The sequence below is a fragment of the Reyranella sp. genome (assembly GCF_965229815.1).
Classification (GTDB): domain Bacteria; phylum Pseudomonadota; class Alphaproteobacteria; order Reyranellales; family Reyranellaceae; genus Reyranella.
Genome location: NZ_CBDDJN010000009.1, coordinates 25,972 through 45,168, shown reverse-complemented (window position 1 = coordinate 45,168; position 19,197 = coordinate 25,972). Strand labels below are relative to the sequence as shown.

Here is a 19,197-nt window from a genome sequence, read left to right as displayed (position 1 = left end):
GACGGGGCCTTTGTGCTAGGTCCTGTGGAAGATGAAGTCCGACGGCGATCCCGATGGCCAGCGTGAGGACAGCGCCATCGTGGCGCGGGTCTGCTGGTCCTATTTCAAGGAAGGCCAGACCCAGGAGGCGATCGCCCAGCGGCTGGGCCTGACCCGCAAGCGCGTCATCCGCATCCTGAACGACGCCCGCGCCAGCGGCTTCGTGCAGATCACCATCAACGACCCGATCGGCGCCTGCGCCGAGCTCGAGGCGGGCCTGCAGGCGGCCTTCGGCCTGCGCCGCGCCCTGGTCGTGCCGGCGCCGCCGCCGGGCCTCGACGTGCGTACCGTCGTCGGCGCCGCCGCCGGCCAGTACGTCTCCCGCCATCTCGCACCCGGCGCCAGCCTCGGCATCGCCTGGGGCGGCACGATCAACGCCGCCGCCCAGAACGTGCGCAGCCGACGCGACCAGGGCAACACCGTGGTGCTGCTGTGCGGCGGGCTGGCGCGCAGCACGGCGATCAATCCCTACGACAACGCCGCCATGTTCGCGCGCGCGCTGGGCGCGACCTGCTACTACGTGACGGCGCCGATGTACGCCGACACGGTCGAGCTGCGGCGCCACCTGATGGCCAGCGCGCCGGTGCGCGAGGTGCTGCAGATGACGCGCAAGCTCGACATGGCCTTGCTGAGCGCCGTCGACCTCACGCGCGACTCGCGGGCGCTGGAGTACGGCGTGATCTCGCGCGAGACCTGGACGTCGCTGCGTGCCGCCGGCGCGATCGGCGACATCTGCGGCCACTACCTCGACGCCGCGGGGGCGTCCGTCGACCATGCCCTGGCGCGCCGCACCATCAATCCGGCGCTGGCCGACCTGCAGGCGGTCAAGGAGCTGGTCCTGGCCGCCGGAGGCGCCCACAAGGTGCCGATCATCCGAAGCGCCATCCGCGCCGGGCTCTGCCACATCCTGATCACCGACGAAGCCGCCGCAGCCGCTCTCCTGGACGGCGCCCGCCGCTGATCCGTCCGGACCCGACGCGCCGCGTCAGGTGAGCCGGTACTGGCGCTGGAAGAACGCCGAGTGCAGGCCGCCTTCGGGCGGGCGGGCGGCGATGTGCTGGGTGGGCTGGGCGTTGGCGCCGCCGTTGCCGGCGACCATCAGCACGACGTGATCGACGGGAATGGTCCGCAGCGTCCCGCCCGCCAGCAGGGTGGCGAGGATGTCCTCCGGCTCGCCCTCGGGGACGGACACCCAGTGCCGCAATGCCCTGAGCATGCTCTGCGTGGCGGCGTCGCAGGTGGCGGGATCGCCGGCGAGGTAGTGCGTGCCCAAGGTGCCGATGCGGGCGATGCAGATCGGCTCGCCCGCGCTCGCCGGATCCTCGGCACTGTGATCGGTGTGCAGGCCGTGCGGCGAGGGCACGGTGAAGCGGCCGTAGGCATAGTGTCCCTTGCGGTAGCGCGCCTTCGGCACCAGCACGCCCATCAGCGCATCCACCTCCTCGCTGTAGCGGCGCGCATGGACCGCCATCGGGTCGTCGGAGGACGTCCCCGCCGATCCGCGGTCGTCGATCGATTCCGTCCGGACGTCGTCGAGCCGCGCCGCCAGCGCCAGGATCTCCCGGCAGGCACGCTTGCGAAAGCGTGCGATCGGCAGCGGCAGGCGCACCTGCGCCGCGCGATCGTCGAAGCCGGCGTGGAGCCGCTCGAGCACCGACCAGTCGCCGGGCGAGAACGGCAGCGGCTCCAGGAGCGTCAGCCGGGACGCCAGGTTGGCCCAGTCCTCGCGCAGATCGGTCATCGCTTGCCTCGTCCCCAGCGTCAGTAGAGGTGGACGCGGTAGTTCAGGATCAGCCGCGCCTCGTTGATGGTCGTCATCGCGCCCCCCTGGCTGGTGACGGCGGTGCCGTAGCGGGCGCGCAGCGACAGGCCCGACAGCCGCCCGATCTTGGGCACCCAGTCGATCTCGAAGTCCCATTCGTGCTCGACGGTCGGCGGTCCGGCGGCCGCCGCGGTCCAGCCCTGGTAGAAGAAGACGGAGGCGGCGATGCCGTCCAGGCCCAGCGGCGTGAAGACGTAGGACGCGCCGGCCATCACCGCCTGCTCGCCGGCCCGCTGGAAGCTCAGGATCATGGCGTCGGTGTAGCCGGGATTGGCGCTCCACGGGTTCTGCATCATGAAGCCGGGCGCCACCGTCGAGTAGCCGAGCGTCAGGATGCCGGTCTGGGTGCCGAGGTCGACCTTGGCGCCGAGCTGGTTGGTGGCGAACTGCACGCCGCCGTTGGCGAGGCTCGCGCCGGTGCTGCGCTGGTCGGCATACTGCACCGACAGCAGCGCCTTGATGTCGAACGGCAGCGAGGCGGCGTAGCGCGCCTCGGCATAGGCGATGTTGAGCGTGTCCTGGCAGAAATACTCGACGGCGCCGATGTAGAGATGGGCCCATTTGAGGTTGCCGCCGACCACGGCGACGCCGTTGTCGACGGGGGCGCCGGCGGCGCGCGACATCGACTGGAAGGTGTTGGCGTTGCGCGGCTTGATCGAGGCGATGTAGCCCGCGCCGTAGACGAATTTCGGCCCGTCCGGCGAGTCGTCGCCGGCCGAGCCGATCAGCGAGTAGCCGTAGAAGGTGTTGGGCGTCATGCGGGTGTCGTTGGGCCCGAGATAGGGCGTGTCGTAGCCGTAGCGTCCGGCCGTGAAGGCGAGATCGTCGGTGAGGTGCAGCTTGCCGTAGAGCTGGCCCACCACGTCGTAGCCGAGCTGCCCCGGCAGCAGGAGCTGCGTGCCGTCGTAGCCCGGCGGCGCATAGAGCGGCAGCGAGGTGTAGAGCACGATGCCGCCCGACACGACGTCGAACAGGCGGCCGGTCTGGAACGACAGCCAGCCGCCGCCGGCCCAGGCCTCGTTGACGGTGACGCCGCCCGGCGCGCGGGTGACGACGTCGCGGTAGTAGCTGCGCGCCTGGATGTCGAAGCTCGAATCGCGCAGGAAGGGCGGCAGGTCGTGCAACTCGTCGCGCAGCTTCGGGAACAGGGTGAGCCGCGGCGGCGCGGGCGGCGTGAACAGGCGCTGGATCGCCGTCAGGTCATCGTCGACCGACGAGGGAATCGGCAGCTCGGCCCGCGAGTTCTGCGCCCGCGCGCCGCCGCTCATCGCGATCAGCGCGGCGAGGACCAGAGGGGCGAGGCGGAAGGTTCGTGACGCCCGGACCACCGCTCTGGAGTAGGCCAGATCGCCGGCACGATCCAGCCGGTGGGTGCCGGGCTATGCCCTGATTCCCGGCGTCCCTAATTCCGCTTGTCGGGCAGGAAAGCGCCGGGCATGCCCTGGCTCCCCGGTGGCAGGCTCGGCTTTCCGCCGGATGCCTTGCGCTCGACCTCGTCGGCGGTCACCCGACAGTCACTGTTTCGATCGTACCGGACAACGATGGGATTGGGCTTGTCGACGAACTCACGCAACTCGATGCGCTTGTTCTGATCGTCGTCGAAGTAGGCCAGGTCGGCATCGGCCAGCACGGGGTCGAGCTTCCTCAGCGTGCCGAATTCCGCTTCGGTCAGGGCACCGTCGCCGTTGCGGTCGGCTCTCCGGAAGAGCGTCTCCGCATACCTCTTCCACTCCTCACAGGTGAGGACGCCGTCGCGATCCAGGTCCCATCGCGAGACCGCGCCCACGGAGGGATCGATGGCTTGGCGGCGGGCTGCGTCCGGCCCCGCTTTGGGTTGGCCGGAAACGGGGGTGGCCGCCGCACCGATCGCCAGGATCGACGCAGCGCGCGCCAAGCATCGCAGGAGGCCGGCGAAGACCGAACAGGTCCGCGGATCAACAATGCCGACTGTCACGATGGGCCCACGGTCGACGGTCACGATAGGATCGAGCTGACGGAACGCGCATCCCGAGCAGAAGCCGGCGCCGTGTCGCTCGGCGGGGACGACGCAGTACTGTCCTCGAAAAGCGACGTATCGACGCCAAGTTCCGAAAGAAAATCCATCGCTTGCCGCCGCAATGCGCGATCGCCGGACCGGGCGTCGTCGCGTGCACCGCGAATGTGCCCTCGTTGCAGCGCGCCGGTACCGTCCAGCGACTTCCCCATCCCTTCCTCGATCGCCCGCAGATGATCGCGGCGGGCGAGATGGATTGCATCCTCCAGGAAATCCCGGCGATGCCCCTCGCCCAGCAGGTGATCGAGCAGACCGGCGACGACCTTCCGCGAATCCGCCATGAGATCCGCGTATCGAATCAGCCTAACCGCGGCAGGGAAATCCTGCGCCATTCTCTGAAACGACAGGAACTGCTTGGCGTAGGACGGCAAGGCACATTCGAGGAGATACTTTTCGAACGACATTCCAGCCACGGGTTCACCGCGGAAATACCGGAAGGCCGGATCACGATGTTGCGCGCTGTACCACTTGTACGAAGCCGCCTGCTCGATGGGTTCCCGGTAGACGAGGGCCGCCCGGAATCGGCCCAGCAAAGCACCGACTTCCATTTCCCGATGGTCAACGAAAACATGGTGCCTGCGGCCGCGCGATCCTATCGGCTCCACACCGATGTTGGCGTAGTCCCAACCCTCGCCGAAATAGTCGTAGCCTCGAACGTGGAATCCGAGACTGTTCCATGGGGTCGTAACCGGCTCGCTCGAGCGGAAGCCGGGGCAGACGCAATGGCCGATGAACATGTAGTCGACGCCCCGCAGGCCGGCCTGCTCGAAGAGCGGGCCGCCCTCGAAGTCCCTGAAGTTGAATTCCGCACCCCAGCGTCGCCCGAAGACCGTCCCGGTCAGTTGATCGGTTATGCGACCACCGCGCTGGAGATGCGCAAGGAACGAGATGGCATATCGAAGGAACCACGTCCCGGATCGGGGGATGGTGGCCAGCACGGGAATATTGCGCTCGTCCACGACTTGACCTCTTCGCCACGTTCTCGGGGTCGCTACTGCCGGAGGATGCTCCCGCTCGCCGTGGTCGCGGTAAAGCGGCGGGTCGCCGAGATTTGTTTCCACAAGTTTCCCTCTGTCCGACAGAAACCACCGGCAACAACTCGGCACCTGACGGAAGACGCGCGCTGGCACACGCTCGCTGCATCTTTCGTCGGAGAACGTGGATATGTGCAGACTGTTCTTGCGCTTGGTCGCCGTGGCCCTGGTCAGCGCTTTTGCAGCCCCGCTGGCCTTGGCCCAAGGGCCCGCCTTCCCGCTGCCGCCCTTGCCGCCACTGCCCATGCCGGGCCCGCCTTATCCCGGCATGGGCGCGCCCGACACCCCGCTTTCGTGGGGCGGCGGACCACCGATGGTCCCGCCGAGGGCGCCCATGGCGGCGCAGCCTTCTGCCGATGCCTGCTTGGAGATGTCCGCCCACAAGGCAGCTGCGCGGACCTACCTGAAGCTCCGTCTCGACCTCGATAAGCAGCAGGCCCCCCTATGGAACGAACTGGAAGCCATCGCTGCGGAAAACGACACCGCGATGCTGGAACTCTGCACCGACCGGCCGGCCAATCCGGAGGGCCGGTCCCTCGTCGCGCGATCGGAGAGGGCCGAGATCCGTCTTGATCGACGGCTTGCCGCCTTGAAGGCCCTCAACGTGCCATTGAGAAAGCTCTATGCAACCCTCTCGGCGGAACAACGCGCGGTGGTCGACGCGTTGCCCATGCCCCTTCCTTTCTAGGAGCGGCGCCTCGTGTTCGACCCGCCGCCTCACGCGGTCCATTTTCGGTGCCGCCGATGCGGCAGGCAGCCTAGACTGTTGAGATGGCTCGCTCCCCTCACATCATGCTGGTCGAAGACGATCGCGAGATTCGGACCATGGTCGCGCGCTTCCTCGAAAAGCGCGGCCTGCGTGTCTCCGCAGCCGGCGACGCAAAGGGCATGGATCGGCTGATGCAGGCATCGAGGATCGATCTCATCGTCCTGGACCTGATGCTTCCCGGCGAGGACGGGCTCAGCATCTGCCGCCGCCTGCGAGCGAACTCCTCGGTGCCGATCATCATGCTGACCGCGAGCGGAGATCCGGTGGCGCGGGTCGTCGGACTCGAGATGGGTGCGGACGACTATGTGCCGAAGCCCTTCGAACCGAACGAACTTCTCGCACGGATCAGGGCTGTGCTGCGCCGCTCCAACGGACTGGGCCAGATTCCCGAGAACCAACCGACGTCGATGCGGTTCGCCGGCTGGCACGTCAACGCCGTGACGCGAAACCTGCACAACCCGGAGGGCAGCCGCGTCATCCTGACAAGCGCGGAGTTCGATCTGCTGCTCGCCTTCTGCAGGCATCCACAGCGAACCCTGACCCGAGACCAGTTGCTCGACCTTACGCAGGGACGCAGCGGTGCGCCGCTCGACCGCAGCGTCGACATTCTGGTCAGCCGCATCCGCCGCAAGATCGAGAGCGACCCGCGCAACCCGGAACTCATCAAGACCGTGCGGAGCGGCGGCTATATCTTCACGCCGGACGTCGGCATCGATTAGCGCATGAAACTCATCGAGGCCGGCGTGGGAACCCGCATACGAACGCAGATCACGGTCCTGGTGTTTCTCACCGGCATGATCTCGTCCGGCCTCGTCGCGCTGCTGCTCATCGTCCTGCAATCGGCGACCGGGGACGATCGCCAGTCCCAGGGAGCCATCGATCAAGTTGCACCGCTGCTCAGGACGTTGGACGCGCTGGCACCGGATGCGAGACCCGTTGTCATGGAGAACCTGAGGAATCGGACGCTCCAGATCGACCTCGGAGGGCTGGCGGGCGATTCCCAGGCTCCCGACGGCCGCCCCCTCCCCAAGGTGTCCGAGGCGCTGGCGGCGGTCCTCGGCGGACGCATCACAGTTCCGCTCGCCGTCGAGGATCCGTCCGGCCGGTTGTCGTTCGAGGCGCGCCTGATGGACGGCCAAGGCGTCGTCGTGCGCCTGACGCCGCCGGCGCCGCTCCCTCCGATGTTCCCGCTCCTGCCGCCACTGCTGCTGTTCGTGGCGCTGAGCACCGCACTGTCGCTTTGGGCTGGACTGCGCATCGTGGCACCGCTCACGCGGTTTGCCGCCGCCGTCGAAAGGTTCGGCCTCGACGGTCGCGACGCCCCCCTGCCCGAAGAGGGTCCCGCCGAGATCCGCAAGGCGACTGGCGCCTTCAACAGGATGAGGGAACGCATCCTGCGACTGATCGCCGACCGGACACAGATGATGATGGCGATCAGCCACGACCTGCGCACCCCGCTCACGCGCCTGCGCCTGCGGACCGAGGATATCCGCGATGAAGAGCTGCGCGGCCGCATGCGGAAGGACATGGACGCCATGGAGAGTTCGATCTCCGACGCCGTCGCGAGCCTCCGCCATGCCAGCGTGGCCGAAGGCTTCGAGCGCACCGATCTTACCTCCGTCGTCGGCACGATCTGCGACGAGTTCACGGACGCCGGCTTCAACGTCGAATTCGAGACGGCGGAGCGCGTCGCCGGCTGGGTGCGCCCCCAGGCGGTCGCGCGCGCGGTGTCGAACCTCGTCCAGAACGCCACGAAGTACGGCGCGAGAGTCGCCGTTCGAATCGACAGGCCGCGACCGGACATTGCAAGGATCGAGGTGGAGGACGACGGGCCCGGCATCCCCGCACATGAGAGAGAAGCCGTCCTCAAACCCTTCTACCGCATGGATCCAGCAAGGATGGATGGAGGCGGATTCGGCCTCGGCCTCGCCATCGCGGACGACGTGGCGCGCAGCCACAAGGGTGCACTCACCCTGCTGGATGGCCGGCCTCATGGACTTCGTGCCCGTCTGGAATTGAAGATCGCGCCCTGCCGCCCGCCGAGCACCGGATTATTGTAGCCGAGTGTTTCCCGGCCGGCCCGAGACACGAAGCGCTACAAACGTCCGCCCCACATCCACTGGATTGTCGGTCTCCGGTGTCGACATTGGTGCAACAACGAGTTGCTGCCTCATGTCGCTTGGTGTTCGGAGTACAGACATCCCCTACCCCCTCACGTCGGACCGCGGGAGGATGCCGCCGTGCGCGCGCTGCCCGTCCGCGGGCGCCTTCTGCCGAATCGGCGGGTAGGAAACCTGGTCGCCGTCGATGTTGCGTGTGGCTCTCACCATGCTCGTCAACGAGCGCGGGAAGTATTTCGGGATTGTCGCGGCCTTGTCCTTCACCGCCTTCATGATGGTGCAGCAGCCGGCCATCTTTCTCGGGATCCTCGCCCGAAGCACGGCGGTCGTGACCGACCTGCCGATCGTCGACCTCTGGGTGATGGACCCCAAGGTCGAGAATGTCGACGACGCGAAGCCGCTGGCCGATGCGCAGCTCTATCGCGTCAAGGGTATTGCCGGCGTGGAATGGGCGGTGCCCTTCTATCGCGGCACCATCAAGGCGCGCCTCGACGACGGCAACTTTCTCGTCTGCCAGCTCATTGCCATCGACGACGTGACGCTGATCGGCGGTCCAAACGAGGTGTCCGTCGGATCGCTGACGGATCTGCGGAGCAGCGATGCCGTTCTCGTCGACGAGACGAGCGCGCACGGCCGTCTGGCGGGCGGCCCCGGGTCGGGACGGGAGATCTCTGTCGGCGCCACGCTCGAGCTGAACGACAAGCGCGCCTCCGTCGTGGGCTTCCACCGGGGAACGCCCTCGTTCCAGTCCCAGCCCGTCATCTACACGACCTACACGCGGGCCAAGGCGTTCCTGCCCTCCGAACGCAAGCTCCTGTCCTACATCCTCGTGAAGGTGAAGGACCCGGCCCAGGCGACACAGGTTGCCAGCGATATCACCAGGTTCACCGGGCTCGCGGCCTACACGAGTGCCCAGTTCCGCCAGATCTCGATCGACTATTTCCTCTTCCGCTCGGGCGTGTTCCTCAATTTCGCCGTGTCGGCCATCATCGCTTTCGTGATCGGCGGCGGCATCGCTGGCCAGACGTTCTACAATTTCACGCTCGACAACATTCGGTACTTCGGTGTCCTGAAGGCGATGGGTGCCCAACGGGCCCTGCTCGTCGGCATGATCCTGCTGCAGGCGGCCACCGTCGGCACGATCGGCTTCGGCCTCGGTGCCGGCGCCGTCGCCCTCTTCACGCAAGCCAGCACCGGTTCACCGATCGCCATGAGCATCAATCCCTGGGTGCTGGGAGGGAGCTTCGCCGTCGTGATGCTGGTCATCCTCGGGGCTGCCGCCTTCAGCGCCCGGCCGGTGGTGCGCCTCGAACCCGCCGCCGTGTTCCGAGGCTAGGAGAATGGCACCCGACGAAGACAAGGTCGCCGTTCGCTGCAAGGGGCTGGTGAAGTCGTTCGGAGAGGGCCCCAACGCCGTGCAGGCCCTCCGGGGAATCGACGTCGAGGTCGGTCTCGGCGAGGTGGTCATGCTCGTGGGCCCGTCCGGCTGCGGCAAGACCACCCTGATCTCGATCATGGCGTCCGTCCTCGACCAGGACGGCGGGCATTGTCGTGTGCTGGGAGCCGACCTCGAGAGATTGAGCGCGTCGCAGAAGGCCGCGCTACGGCGCACGCGCATCGGCTTCGTCTTCCAGTCCTACAATCTCATTCCCAGCCTCTCCGTTGCCGAGAACGTCGCGATCCCGCTGTTCCTGAACCGGTCGGACCGCAAGACCGCCCTCACGGAGGCCGAGGCCATGCTGAAGAGACTCGGCCTCGAAGGCCGCGGCGGAGCCCGCCCGCGCGAGCTCTCCGGAGGCCAGCAGCAGCGCGTCGCGGTGGCCCGCGCCCTCATCCATCAGCCGTCGCTGCTGGTTTGCGACGAGCCGACCAGCGCGCTGGACGCCCGCACCGGCGACGATCTGATGCGGCTGCTGCGCGACATCGCCCTCGAGGCGAGCCGGGCGATCATCATCGTGACCCACGACAACCGAATCCTGAAGTACGCGGACCGGATCGCCGAGATGGACGACGGCCGGATCACGCACTTTTCCGGCACAGGTTAGCGCCTTCCCCATCGCACGGTGCACGAGCATGAAACTGGTCCCCCTCCTCCTCCGCTTCGGCCTGCCCGCCCTCGCGATCGCCGGAGTCGCCTTCGCCGCGGTCGTGGCCAGCCAGGGCGCCAAGGCGCCGCCGGTCCGCGAGCCGGCTTTCCTGCCGCCGTCCGCCCCGTTCGCGGCCTACATCGCCGGCGCGGGCCTGATCGAGGCGGCGGATCGCAACATCGAGGTGGCAACCGCCGTCTCCGGCGTCGTGGCCGAGGTCTACGTCAAGGTCGGGCAGCAGGTCGCCGAAGGCACGCCGCTGTTCCGGATCGAGGGCGACGATGCGGCGGCCGAGGTTCGCGTGAAGGAGACGGCCGTCGCCGTGTACGAAGCGAAGATTCCCGAGGCGGAGGCGGCCCTGCAGGACTACCGCCAGCAGCTGCAGAACATCGAGCGCATCACCGACCGGCGGGCCGTCAGCGCCGAGGAGATCGGCAAGCGACAGGCCAACGTCGCCATCTACGCGTCGAAGCTGAAACAGGCCCGCGCCGACCTGGACAACGCGAGAGCCCAGCTCGAGGCCGCGAAGGTGGCCGTCGAACGCCGCATCGTACGGTCGCCGATCAGCGGCCAGGTGCTCCAGCTCCATATCCGCAAGGGTGAATACCTTTCCGCCGCGGCCGCTTCCGATCCGCCCGTGCTCGTCGGCAACACCGAGAAGCTGGCGGTCCGCGTCGATATCGACGAGAACGACGCCTGGCGCTTCAAGGCCGGCGCCCGGGCCCGCGTCTCCCTGCGTGGCAACCGCGACCTGTCGACCGATCTCGCCTTCGCCTACGTCGAGCCCTATGTCCGGCCCAAGACGTCGCTCACCGGCGCAAGCACGGAGCGGGTCGATACCCGCGTCCTTCAGGTCCTCTACACGTTCGATCGGACCGCCCTGCCGGCCTATATCGGCCAGCAGGTCGACGTGTTCATCGAAGCGCCGTCGCACAGCGCGCCGACATCGCCGGGCAGCGGACCGTGAGGCGCGTCCTGTCTTGCCTCGCGCTGGCAACCGGCATAGCGGGTTGCACCGTTGGCCCCGACTATGAGGCGCCCGCCATCGACGTGCCGCCGGCGTGGAGCGGCAATTCGAGCCAGTCCTCGGCCGTCACCGAGCAGTGGTGGCAGGGCTTCGCCGACGAAACCCTCGTACAGCTCGTGTCGGGGGCCAGTGCGCAGAATCTCGACGTCGCCCAGGCGGTCGACCGGCTGACGGAAGCGCGAGCCCAGCTCCGCGTCACCCGTTCTGGGGCCTTTCCCAGCGTGAGCGCGCAGGCCTCGGGCACGGTCTCCCGGGGTCTCAACTACAGCGGGGCGGGACAGGCCTCCAACTCGACCACCGTTGCCACCTCCTCCGGCGAGACCGTCACGACATCCGTGGTTGGAAACGAGAGCTTCGACGTCAGCTGGGAGATCGACCTGTGGGGCAAGGTCCGCCGCAGCACAGAAGCCTCGGCCGCCGACCGGGACGCCGCAATCGCCGACATCGCCTCGGCAAGGCTCGCCGTGATCGGCGACATCGCCAAGGCCTACATCGACCTGCGCACCGCGCAGACGCGCACGGCGGTCGCGGAGAGCGCAGTGGCCCGCTATCGCGACACGCTTCATCTCACGAGGCTTCGATCCGATGCGGGCCTCGGCGCCAGGAGCGACGTCGCCAAGGCGGAAGGCGCCCTGGCCGCCGCGGAGGCGACGCTTCCGCCGCTGCGCAGTAGCGCCGAGGAGGCCCGCCACAAGATCGCGCTACTGATGGGAAAGGCCCCGCGCGACCTCGACGGCCTGCTCTCCGCCGCACGCCCGATGCCCCGCTTCTCGGGCCTGATCGACGCCGGCATTCCGGCCGACCTCCTGCGCCGGCGTCCGGACCTCGTCAAGTCCGAGAGGAAGCTTGCGGCCGCGACCGCCACGATCGGCGTCAAGGAAGCGGCCAGGTATCCCGCTCTCAGCATCACGGGCAGCCTCGGCGCCAGCCAAAGCAACATCGGCGGCATCTCGCTCGGCATTCCCGGCACCTGGTCGATCGGCCCATCGCTGTCGCTGCCCATCTTCAACGCCGGAAAGCTCCAGGCCGAGGTGGAGGTTGCCGTCGCGCAGACCGACCAGGCCCGCACAGCCTACCGCAGCGCCATCCTGACCGCCCTGCAGGACGTCGAGAACGCCCTCTCGAGCTACCGCGCCGACGAGGAGAAGGTCGTCCGGCTCAGGCGGGCGGAGCGGAACTACGGAGACGCCGTCCGCCTGTCGAAGGACCTGTACGCCAAGGGCCTCAGCACCTATCTCGACGTCCTCGATGCCGAGCGCTCGCTGTTCTCGACCGAAGACGAGCGCGCGAGCGCGGAGGGTCAGCGATTGAAGGACATCATCGTGCTGTTCAAGTCACTGGGGGGCGGCTGGTAGGATCCCGAGTCAGGGATCGATGCCGTTGTTCTTCAGGAAGCGCTCCAGCTCGTCGAGCGGCGTTGCGACGCCGATCAGCACCTGGGCCCGCAGCTGCATCTCGTCGAGGACCAACGCCACGATCTGCCCGACCGACAGGGTCTCCTTCAGTCCGTCGGGACGCTCCAGGACGAAGGTCATCGACGCGTCCCGCTTGAGGGCGAGAAGCGCCGACCGGGCGCCGTCCGACAGCGGCGACAGTCGGCCCGAGATGACGCCGACGACGGCGCCTGACGCGTCGACGAGCGGACTGCCGGTCAGGCCCGGCAGGGCCAGGCCGCCGACGATCACTTTGGTCACCTCCCTGTCCTTCGTGACGGCCAGACTCTCGGAACCCGAAATGTATCCCCGATTGAGCAGGGGAGCGGCGCCGCTATAAGCCACGGGAAACCCCCAGCTCCGCACCGTCGTGCCGGCCACCAGATCTGGCCGGGCGGCCAGAGCCAGCGGCCGCACCGAAAGCGGCTGAGCCGGGAGGAGCAGCGCGAGATCCGAATATGGGTCGCGCGCCACGACGCGCGCTCTCACCGGCCCATCCGTCTCCAGGGTCACGAAGACGTTCTGGCAAATTCCCAGCGCGCTGTCGGTGGTCACGAGGCGTCCACTGCGATGCGCGAACGCGGTCGCCTTGATCTGTGTCGCCGGGCAGACGAAGCGAACGACCCCTTCGGGTCCGGCATCCTGGGCGCGCGCGCCGCCGCACCAGGCAACGGCCAGCAGGCCCAGTCGGCCGGCCAGCCGCACGGCGGCGATCAAGTCCGTGCTTCCTGTTGCAGCCTGATCGCGGCCAGCCGGGCGTGGCCGCGCGTCGCGTACCATCGCCCGCTCAACGAGGCGAAGGACGGCGGTATTGCCAGGAAGCGAAAACCCCATCCCTCCTCAACGAGGATACCGGCGGGCTGTCCCCAGACTTCGACGAGGTTCATATCCACAATACCTTTCCTGCCTCCGCGTCCGAGGTGGAGCGGGATTTCTTCTGTACGGAAGGACAACCCGCTCCAGCCATTGCGCCGCACCGACGAATCGCTTCGGGACGTTTCGGTCGGGCGGCCAGAAAAGTCGGGCAACAAGCAGAGGCGCGCCGGGAGAACCTGCCGTCCGGCAATGCCGATCGCCAAGCCTCCGATTGCAACGGTGATTGTCTGTCGCCCTCCTGGAAACAACTGGAAACAACTGGAAACACACGAGGCCTCCCGCTGATTCGCGTTTCCGGATGTTTCGTGACGCCCGATGGAAACCACCGGCAATAACCAAGCGCCGCCGTTCTCTGGAAACGGGAGGAACGGACAACGATATCGGGGCTCATGAGCGGCCGCCGAACCCTGATCCTGATCGCCCTGCTTCTGTCCGCGCTCTATTGCGTGCGCGTGCTGATCCTGCCCCACGCGCGGACCCGCGAGGGAGCGACGGCATCGGCATCCGGGGGGCAACCCCTGCCGCCGATCGCGACGACTGGAAGGGTATGGACGCGTGAGTAGGCATTGGCTCGCCGGGCTTGCGCGTCGAGGAATGTCGACGTCGCGAGAGCCGAGGCTCCTCGCCATCGAACCGGGGGCCTTCGGCATCTCCTCTCCCCTGTCGAAACCCAGGCACGGCACACGCCGTTGCTGACCTTCGCGCGAATCGCCGGCATCCTGCTTGGCCTGTCCCTGGGCATCGGAGCCTGTACGGCCTTGCCGGGCGACGGACCCTGGATGGGGGGCGCGCAGACGACCAGCACCGAGGCGCTGCCGTTCGACGTCATCGACCTGACGCCGACCACGGTCGCGGCCTACCGGCAACCGGTCACGCCGGACCGGCCCTCGTCGACCAGCCATCTCTCGCCGGCCCAGAAGCTGACGGTTGCTCCGGGCGACTCGCTGAAGGTCCGGATCTTCGAGCGCTACGGCGGCAACATCTTTCCGACCATCCAGGGACAGAGCGCCGACCTCGGCATCCAGCGCGTCGAGCCCGACGGCACCATCAAGGTTCCGGTGGTGGGGGTCGTCCGGGTGGCCGGCCTCGACCTCAACCAGATCGAGCGCAGGATCATCCAGCAGCTCGGCAACAAGGTGCAGGAGCCCGAGGTCATCGTCGAGTTCGACGCGCCGCGCAACCTCACGGTGATGGTCGCCGGCGACGTCAAGAATCCCGGCCGCGTCTCGATCCTCGAGGACGTCCGCACGGTCGTCGACGCCATCAACAAGGCGGGTGGCCCGATGGGCAGCAGCGGCGCCGGCGGCGCCACGGGCTCGGCGGCGAACCAGATCCAGGTGGTCGTGCGGCGCGACGGGCAGATGATCCTGACGGCGCAGTTCTCGGACCTTCTCGCCGGCGGCGACATCCCGGTCCAGAAAGGCGACGAGATCGTGGTGCGGCCCAACCCGCGCGTGTTCACCGTGCTGGGCGCCGTGCAGAAATCGGGCAACGTCGAGATGTCCAAGCACAATCTCAGCCTGCTCGAGGCGCTGGGCACGGTCGGCGGCCTGTCGGACCAGCGCGCCAACAAAACCGGCGTTTATGTGTTCAGAATGGGCGACCTGGACACAAATCCCACGGCGCGTGCGCGCGTTTTCCGGTTGGACCTCTTCCAGCCGGTGTCTATCTTTGTCGCACAGCAGTTCGGCTTGCAGGCTCGCGATGTTATCTATGTCACGAACGCGCCGCTGTACGAGTACGACAAGATCCTGACGTCGATCTACCGCACGTTCTCCATCCTGAGCGTCATGCAGGGGAACATCTCCCTTACATCCTCCTACTAGCAGGAGTCCGCACGGGGGCGCGTGACCAGGGAGGATGGAGCACCGTCGGCCTTCGCGTCCTCGCCGGCGACCTCGACCTCGTCGCCGATCACCTCGCGCACCCACAGCTTCTGGACGGTCACCATGGCCGCCACGGTGAGCGGCGCCGCCAGGATGATGCCCAGCCAGCCGAACAGGATGCCCATCGCCACCAGGGCGAACAGGAGGACGGCGGGCGGCAGGCGGATCACCTGGCGCTGGATCAGCGGGCTCACCACGTTGCCGTCGACCTGCTGGATGACGAAGATCGCGCCCACGGTCCAGGCCACGGCGGAGAGATCCTGGGTGAAGGCGAAGAGCACGGCCGGCGCGCCGCCCAGGAACGGCCCGGCGATGGGCACGAAGTTGGTGATCCCCGCGAGCGCGCCCAGCGCGAAGGGGATCGGCAGGCCGATCAGCCAGTAGGCGCCGGCCGACAGGACACCGACCAGGACCATGGAGACGAGCTGGCCCAGGAACCACAGCCGGAAGGTGGTCCCGAGCGTATCCATGAGGCGCAGGATCTCGGGCCGCATGGGGCGCGGGAACAGCTTCGACAGGCCCCTGCGGTAGACGCCGGGATCGGCGGCCAGGTAGAGCGCGCCAGCCACCACCAGGATGGCGGCGCTCACCGTGCTGAGCACGCCATAGCCCACCGACGCGGCCTGCGGGACGTAGCGGATGCCGCTGTCGGACAGCGCCTGCGAGAGCTTCTCCGCGGCATTCGAGACGTCGATCCACTCGCCCGCGGCGTCGATCGCTCCGGGGATGCGCTCCATCGCGTGCGCGAACTGCACCTGCAGCCGCGCGCCGAACAGATAGGTGGCGCCGGCCAGCAGCACGGCCAGGCCGAGCGTCACAACCACCAGCGCCCAGCGCTCCGACAGGCGCGTGTGCCGCGCCACGAAGCCGGCAAAGCCGGTGAGCAGGGTCGCCACCAGGATGGCGGCGAACAGGAGGAGCAGCAGGAAATAGAGCCGCCAGACCAGGTAGAGGCCGCACACGAACGCCGCGGTCGCGAGCAGCCGCCAGTAGAAGGAGCGATCGGAGGGGGCGACTTGCACGGGGTTGGCCTGCAGGTTCGGAGCTGCGCGGTCGATGCCAACGTCCGGCGGCGGACGGAGTTGCGAGCGCGGCGTGCCGCGCGCGCGGTTCAGGTCAGCGGGCTCCCCAGAACGCGCGCAGGGAATCGGCGTCGCCGTTGAACAGGTTGCGGTCGCAGTGGCTGACGCCCTCCACGATCGTCGTCTGGCCGTAGGCCGGGCGGGCGGCGCTCTCGTCGCCGGCATACTGCCAGAGCCGCCAGCCCGTGCTCTCCCAGGCGAACGGCACCTCGGGCGAATCGTGATAGTCGGCGATCCACAGGCTGCAACGCGCCAGGATCGAGGCCGGCGTGATGCGGGCGCCGAGGCTGAGGCCGGAGTTCGGCAGCGGCTCGCCGTTGGCCCAGGTCGGATGCACGTAGACGACCGGCAGCCGACCGGTCGCGTCGGCCACCGCGCGCACGAAGGCCTCGGCCTGGTCGAGCCGCATGGAATTCGACGGGTTGTTCTCGTTGGCCTCGAGGTCGAGCGCCAGCAGCGTGCGCGGCCCGGGCCGCGACACCGACAGGTAGTAGGCCGCCTGCCGCTCGCCCGGCATCTGCCCGGTGCCGTAGTGATAGGTGCCCCACATCAGGCCCGCCGCCTCGGCCTGGGGCCGCCGCGCGGCGCACATCGGGTCGGCATAGTCGCCGCCCTCGGTGGCCTTGTGGATGACGCCCTGGATGCCGCTCCGGCGCACCTGGCGGAAGTCCGTGACGGTCACGAACTTGCTGATGTCGATCACGGCGTCGATCCCCTGCGACGCGCGATCGGGCGGCGGCGGGGCGATCGGCATCTTGTAGGGCACCGAGGCGGTCTGCCGCGAGCTGCTGCAGCCGGCAACGGCGGAACCGGCGAGGCCGGAAAGGCCGGAGAGGATGGTCCTGCGCGAGATCATGGGACGAAGTGTAGGAGTCCTGCCGCGCGCGACAAGAGTCCGCTGATCGACATCTCGCGGCTCGTCCCGGTGGCGTCCCCTCCTCCGGCGCCTATGATGCGTCCGCCTCAACCCGCGACGGTGGCCCCATGAAGACCGTTCCCTTCAAGCACAGCAACAGCATCGTGATCGCCGCGCCGGCGCAGGCGATCTTCGACTATGTGACCAACCCGAAATCGTGGCCGGAATGGCTGCCCTCCTCGCACCAGATCGACTGCGAGGACCGGCCGATGGGGTTCGGCGACACGTTCCACGAGCACTGGAGCACGCGTTCGGGCCGCGTCGACCTCGACTGGGTGGTGATCGCCTGCGAGGCGCCGACGCTGTGGATCGGGCTCACCGACACGAGCTTCATCGGCCCGATCGTGGCGCAGTACACGTTCGAGCCGGCCCCGGGCGGCACGCGCTTCACGCGCATCCTGCGCAACCCGCAGCGGCCGAAGGCGCCGACCGACGACCAGGTCCGGCGCCTGGACGAGGAAGCGAGGCAGGGCCTCGCCAACATCAAGGCCAACGTCGAGGCGAAGGTCGGCGCGAAGGCGTGAGCGACCTGTCCTTTCCGCTACCCCCTGCCCCGGCCGGCGGCCATGATGCGCCGCGGGCCGCCTTGCAGGCGGCGACGGCAATACCCGAGGGGGAGACGACAGCATGGCCTTCTATGAACTTCGCCAGTACTTCGTGCGGCCCGGCAAGATGGACGCCTGGGTGAAGTTCATGGAGGAGGAGATCATCCCCTTCCAGGTGTCCAAGGGCATGGTGATCTGCGGCAGCTTCCGCGGCGAGACGGACGAGTCCGCCTATGTCTGGATCCGCCGCTTCGACAGCGAGGCCGAACGCGAGGCGCTGTACAAGGCGGTGTACGAGACCGATCACTGGAAGACGAAGATCGCGCCGCGCGTGCCGGATTACCTCGACCGCGAGAAGATGCACATCCAGCGGATCGTGCCGACGCCGCGCTCGACGGTGCAGTAGGCACGGGCAGTCCGGCGCCGGAATTCGGATGGTTTAGATAGTTAAGATGATGGAGGCGCGGGGCCGTTGGGCTTTCGCTGCGCCGCCTTTCAGGCGGCTTCGGGATGACGAAGAGATTGACCACATGCGATACCCTTGCGGGCTCGCCGGCCGCAGCCGCAGGTCTCCGTGGACGATGTATAGAGCGGGACGCGAGTAAGCAGCGCGACGGCGCCAGACTATAACTTACGTATTTATCCGTCAATGACTGTCGTGCTTGCCTCGGCGGGTTCTTTTCTTGCGACTTTTTGGGCTCCGGGGCGCCCCACCTCTGGCCGCCCTGGCAGGCGATCACGCCATTCCTTGTGTCGATGGCCGCGCGTGCCTGCACTGTCTGCAGGAGCCCGGCGTCAGACGCCCAGCGGGGCGTCCTGGCCGACGGCCTGCTTGTAGAGCGCGCGCACCTCGTCGGACACGCGGTGGGTATCCTCCTTGAGGTTGCGCGGCGTGATCGCGATGAAGGCGATCTCCCAGTTGTCGGGCTTCGCGACCCCGACCTTCGGCACGAAGGCATGCGGCGCGCCGGGCGCGTTGTGGAAATGGCTGCCGCCGACCACCGGCTCCAGCACCGGCTTGCCGTTTGCGTCGAGCGAGAAGCCTTCGGCCTCGCCCACGACGTACATCGGGAACTGGTCGGTGCGGCTCGCGATGTGCGTGTGCAGCTCGACCCTGGGCAGGAACACCGCCGCGACGCCGCGGCCGTGCCGGTTCTGGCCGAGACGCCACGGGCCGGGCCCGCTGAGATCCGGCGCGTCGGCCGACAGGCGATACTCGGGACGGGCCAGGATGGCGCGCAGCGCTTCCTTCGGGTCGAAGCCGGGACCGGCCGCGTCGCGCGCCTTGCTGAAATCCGCGTAGGCGGACTTCATCCACTGAAGCTCGTCGTCGGCCAGGTCGTGGTCGAGAACCGGGAGAGCCGCGCCATCGGGCATGAATGGGTCCTGAAAGTTATGGTCCGACGTTCCGCCGAATGCTCCGCGGCACGTCGCGAAAGGTCGTCAAAGGTTAACATTCCGCCGGGGCGCGCGAAAGGCGTGGCCGAATTCAAATGTTGCCGATGCGC

General features: G+C 68.0%; 20 protein-coding genes. 12 read left to right on the top strand and 8 right to left on the bottom strand.

What is annotated here, in order from left to right:
* Nucleotides 1-31: 31 nt before the first annotated feature.
* Nucleotides 32-1,000, top strand: a complete 969-nt coding sequence (locus tag ACO073_RS30465; RefSeq protein ID WP_422003241.1) for a sugar-binding transcriptional regulator — start codon at nt 32-34, stop codon at nt 998-1,000.
* A gap of 24 nt (nt 1,001-1,024) precedes the next feature.
* Here ACO073_RS30465 and ACO073_RS30460 read toward each other — a convergent pair whose 3' ends face one another.
* The 4 genes from ACO073_RS30460 to ACO073_RS30445 form a co-directional block, all read right to left on the bottom strand.
* The gene (locus ACO073_RS30460; RefSeq protein ID WP_422003239.1) at nt 1,025-1,780 is read right to left on the bottom strand and encodes a hypothetical protein; all 756 of its coding nucleotides are present in this window, start codon (nt 1,778-1,780) and stop codon (nt 1,025-1,027) included.
* Nucleotides 1,781-1,800: 20 nt separating this feature from the next.
* Nucleotides 1,801-3,189, bottom strand: coding sequence for an OprD family outer membrane porin (locus ACO073_RS30455; RefSeq protein ID WP_422003238.1), 1,389 nt, complete (start codon nt 3,187-3,189; stop codon nt 1,801-1,803).
* 74 nt (nt 3,190-3,263) lie between these two features.
* A complete protein-coding gene (locus ACO073_RS30450) occupies nt 3,264-3,839 on the bottom strand; it encodes a hypothetical protein (RefSeq protein ID WP_422003236.1) in 576 nt (191 codons plus the stop codon).
* Nucleotides 3,836-4,873, bottom strand: coding sequence for a hypothetical protein (locus tag ACO073_RS30445; protein ID WP_422003234.1), 1,038 nt, complete (start codon nt 4,871-4,873; stop codon nt 3,836-3,838). The genes ACO073_RS30450 and ACO073_RS30445 overlap by 4 nt, the downstream gene beginning before the upstream one ends.
* A gap of 409 nt (nt 4,874-5,282) precedes the next feature.
* Here ACO073_RS30445 and ACO073_RS30440 point away from each other — a divergent pair, with 409 nt between their 5' ends.
* The 7 genes from ACO073_RS30440 to ACO073_RS30410 all read left to right on the top strand — a co-directional run bounded on the left by ACO073_RS30440 (nt 5,283) and on the right by ACO073_RS30410 (nt 12,306).
* Complete coding sequence (locus ACO073_RS30440; protein ID WP_422003232.1) at nt 5,283-5,636, top strand: Spy/CpxP family protein refolding chaperone; 354 nt, start codon at nt 5,283-5,285, stop codon at nt 5,634-5,636.
* Between the two features lie 104 nt (nt 5,637-5,740).
* On the top strand, nt 5,741-6,436 hold the full coding sequence (locus ACO073_RS30435; protein WP_422003231.1) for a response regulator: 696 nt from the start codon (nt 5,741-5,743) through the stop codon (nt 6,434-6,436).
* A 3-nt stretch (nt 6,437-6,439) separates the two neighbouring features.
* Nucleotides 6,440-7,777, top strand: coding sequence for an ATP-binding protein (locus ACO073_RS30430; RefSeq protein ID WP_422003229.1), 1,338 nt, complete (start codon nt 6,440-6,442; stop codon nt 7,775-7,777).
* A 247-nt stretch (nt 7,778-8,024) separates the two neighbouring features.
* The gene (locus ACO073_RS30425) at nt 8,025-9,173 is read left to right on the top strand and encodes an ABC transporter permease (protein ID WP_422003227.1); all 1,149 of its coding nucleotides are present in this window, start codon (nt 8,025-8,027) and stop codon (nt 9,171-9,173) included.
* A gap of 4 nt (nt 9,174-9,177) precedes the next feature.
* Nucleotides 9,178-9,882 carry an ABC transporter ATP-binding protein gene (locus tag ACO073_RS30420; RefSeq protein ID WP_422003225.1) on the top strand — a complete coding sequence of 235 codons (705 nt, stop codon included), beginning with the start codon at nt 9,178-9,180 and terminating at the stop codon, nt 9,880-9,882.
* Between the two features lie 28 nt (nt 9,883-9,910).
* On the top strand, nt 9,911-10,891 hold the full coding sequence (locus ACO073_RS30415; RefSeq protein WP_422003223.1) for an efflux RND transporter periplasmic adaptor subunit: 981 nt from the start codon (nt 9,911-9,913) through the stop codon (nt 10,889-10,891).
* Nucleotides 10,888-12,306, top strand: coding sequence for an efflux transporter outer membrane subunit (locus ACO073_RS30410; RefSeq protein WP_422003222.1), 1,419 nt, complete (start codon nt 10,888-10,890; stop codon nt 12,304-12,306). Before ACO073_RS30415 ends, ACO073_RS30410 begins: the two co-directional genes overlap by 4 nt.
* A gap of 9 nt (nt 12,307-12,315) precedes the next feature.
* On the opposite strand, the gene ACO073_RS30405 is transcribed toward ACO073_RS30410, so the two are convergent.
* Nucleotides 12,316-13,164, bottom strand: a complete 849-nt coding sequence (locus ACO073_RS30405; RefSeq protein WP_422003220.1) for a trypsin-like peptidase domain-containing protein — start codon at nt 13,162-13,164, stop codon at nt 12,316-12,318.
* 485 nt (nt 13,165-13,649) lie between these two features.
* Between ACO073_RS30405 and ACO073_RS30400 the strand changes: the two genes are divergently transcribed.
* Both ACO073_RS30400 and ACO073_RS30395 read left to right on the top strand, forming a co-directional pair.
* Nucleotides 13,650-13,823: a hypothetical protein gene (locus tag ACO073_RS30400; protein ID WP_422003218.1), complete on the top strand. Its 174-nt coding sequence runs from the start codon at nt 13,650-13,652 to the stop codon at nt 13,821-13,823.
* Nucleotides 13,824-13,949: 126 nt separating this feature from the next.
* Nucleotides 13,950-15,086 (top strand): polysaccharide biosynthesis/export family protein, encoded by a 1,137-nt coding sequence (locus ACO073_RS30395; RefSeq protein ID WP_422003216.1) that lies wholly within the window; start codon nt 13,950-13,952, stop codon nt 15,084-15,086.
* Here ACO073_RS30395 and ACO073_RS30390 read toward each other — a convergent pair.
* Together ACO073_RS30390 and ACO073_RS30385 are read right to left on the bottom strand one after the other, a co-directional pair.
* Nucleotides 15,083-16,168: an AI-2E family transporter gene (locus ACO073_RS30390; protein ID WP_422003215.1), complete on the bottom strand. Its 1,086-nt coding sequence runs from the start codon at nt 16,166-16,168 to the stop codon at nt 15,083-15,085. The two genes, ACO073_RS30395 and ACO073_RS30390, sit on opposite strands and share 4 nt — an antisense overlap.
* Nucleotides 16,169-16,262: 94 nt before the next feature.
* On the bottom strand, nt 16,263-17,084 hold the full coding sequence (locus ACO073_RS30385) for a glycoside hydrolase family 25 protein (protein WP_422003213.1): 822 nt from the start codon (nt 17,082-17,084) through the stop codon (nt 16,263-16,265).
* 128 nt (nt 17,085-17,212) lie between these two features.
* On the opposite strand from ACO073_RS30385, the gene ACO073_RS30380 reads away from it, so the two are divergent.
* Both ACO073_RS30380 and ACO073_RS30375 read left to right on the top strand, forming a co-directional pair.
* Nucleotides 17,213-17,668, top strand: a complete 456-nt coding sequence (locus tag ACO073_RS30380) for an SRPBCC family protein (RefSeq protein ID WP_422003211.1) — start codon at nt 17,213-17,215, stop codon at nt 17,666-17,668.
* Between the two features lie 103 nt (nt 17,669-17,771).
* On the top strand, nt 17,772-18,095 hold the full coding sequence (locus ACO073_RS30375; protein WP_422003210.1) for an NIPSNAP family protein: 324 nt from the start codon (nt 17,772-17,774) through the stop codon (nt 18,093-18,095).
* A 389-nt stretch (nt 18,096-18,484) separates the two neighbouring features.
* Here the strand turns inward: ACO073_RS30375 and ACO073_RS30370 are convergent, their stop codons facing one another.
* Entirely contained in the window at nt 18,485-19,066 is a 582-nt protein-coding gene (locus ACO073_RS30370) for a hypothetical protein (RefSeq protein WP_422003208.1), read from the bottom strand.
* Between the last annotated feature and the right edge of the window lie 131 nt (nt 19,067-19,197).

Coding starts and splice junctions, on each gene's coding strand:
- ACO073_RS30420 (WP_422003225.1), top strand. CDS start 9,178: ATGGCACCCGACGAAGACAAGGTCGCCGTTCGCTGCAAGGGGCTGGTG.
- ACO073_RS30400 (WP_422003218.1), top strand. CDS start 13,650: ATGAGCGGCCGCCGAACCCTGATCCTGATCGCCCTGCTTCTGTCCGCG.
- ACO073_RS30375 (WP_422003210.1), top strand. CDS start 17,772: ATGGCCTTCTATGAACTTCGCCAGTACTTCGTGCGGCCCGGCAAGATG.
- ACO073_RS30435 (WP_422003231.1), top strand. CDS start 5,741: ATGCTGGTCGAAGACGATCGCGAGATTCGGACCATGGTCGCGCGCTTC.
- ACO073_RS30405 (WP_422003220.1), bottom strand. CDS start 13,164: ATGGTACGCGACGCGCGGCCACGCCCGGCTGGCCGCGATCAGGCTGCA.
- ACO073_RS30460 (WP_422003239.1), bottom strand. CDS start 1,780: ATGACCGATCTGCGCGAGGACTGGGCCAACCTGGCGTCCCGGCTGACG.
- ACO073_RS30430 (WP_422003229.1), top strand. CDS start 6,440: ATGAAACTCATCGAGGCCGGCGTGGGAACCCGCATACGAACGCAGATC.
- ACO073_RS30465 (WP_422003241.1), top strand. CDS start 32: ATGAAGTCCGACGGCGATCCCGATGGCCAGCGTGAGGACAGCGCCATC.
- ACO073_RS30370 (WP_422003208.1), bottom strand. CDS start 19,066: ATGCCCGATGGCGCGGCTCTCCCGGTTCTCGACCACGACCTGGCCGAC.
- ACO073_RS30380 (WP_422003211.1), top strand. CDS start 17,213: ATGAAGACCGTTCCCTTCAAGCACAGCAACAGCATCGTGATCGCCGCG.
- ACO073_RS30440 (WP_422003232.1), top strand. CDS start 5,283: ATGGCGGCGCAGCCTTCTGCCGATGCCTGCTTGGAGATGTCCGCCCAC.
- ACO073_RS30425 (WP_422003227.1), top strand. CDS start 8,025: ATGTTGCGTGTGGCTCTCACCATGCTCGTCAACGAGCGCGGGAAGTAT.
- ACO073_RS30415 (WP_422003223.1), top strand. CDS start 9,911: ATGAAACTGGTCCCCCTCCTCCTCCGCTTCGGCCTGCCCGCCCTCGCG.
- ACO073_RS30385 (WP_422003213.1), bottom strand. CDS start 17,084: ATGATCTCGCGCAGGACCATCCTCTCCGGCCTTTCCGGCCTCGCCGGT.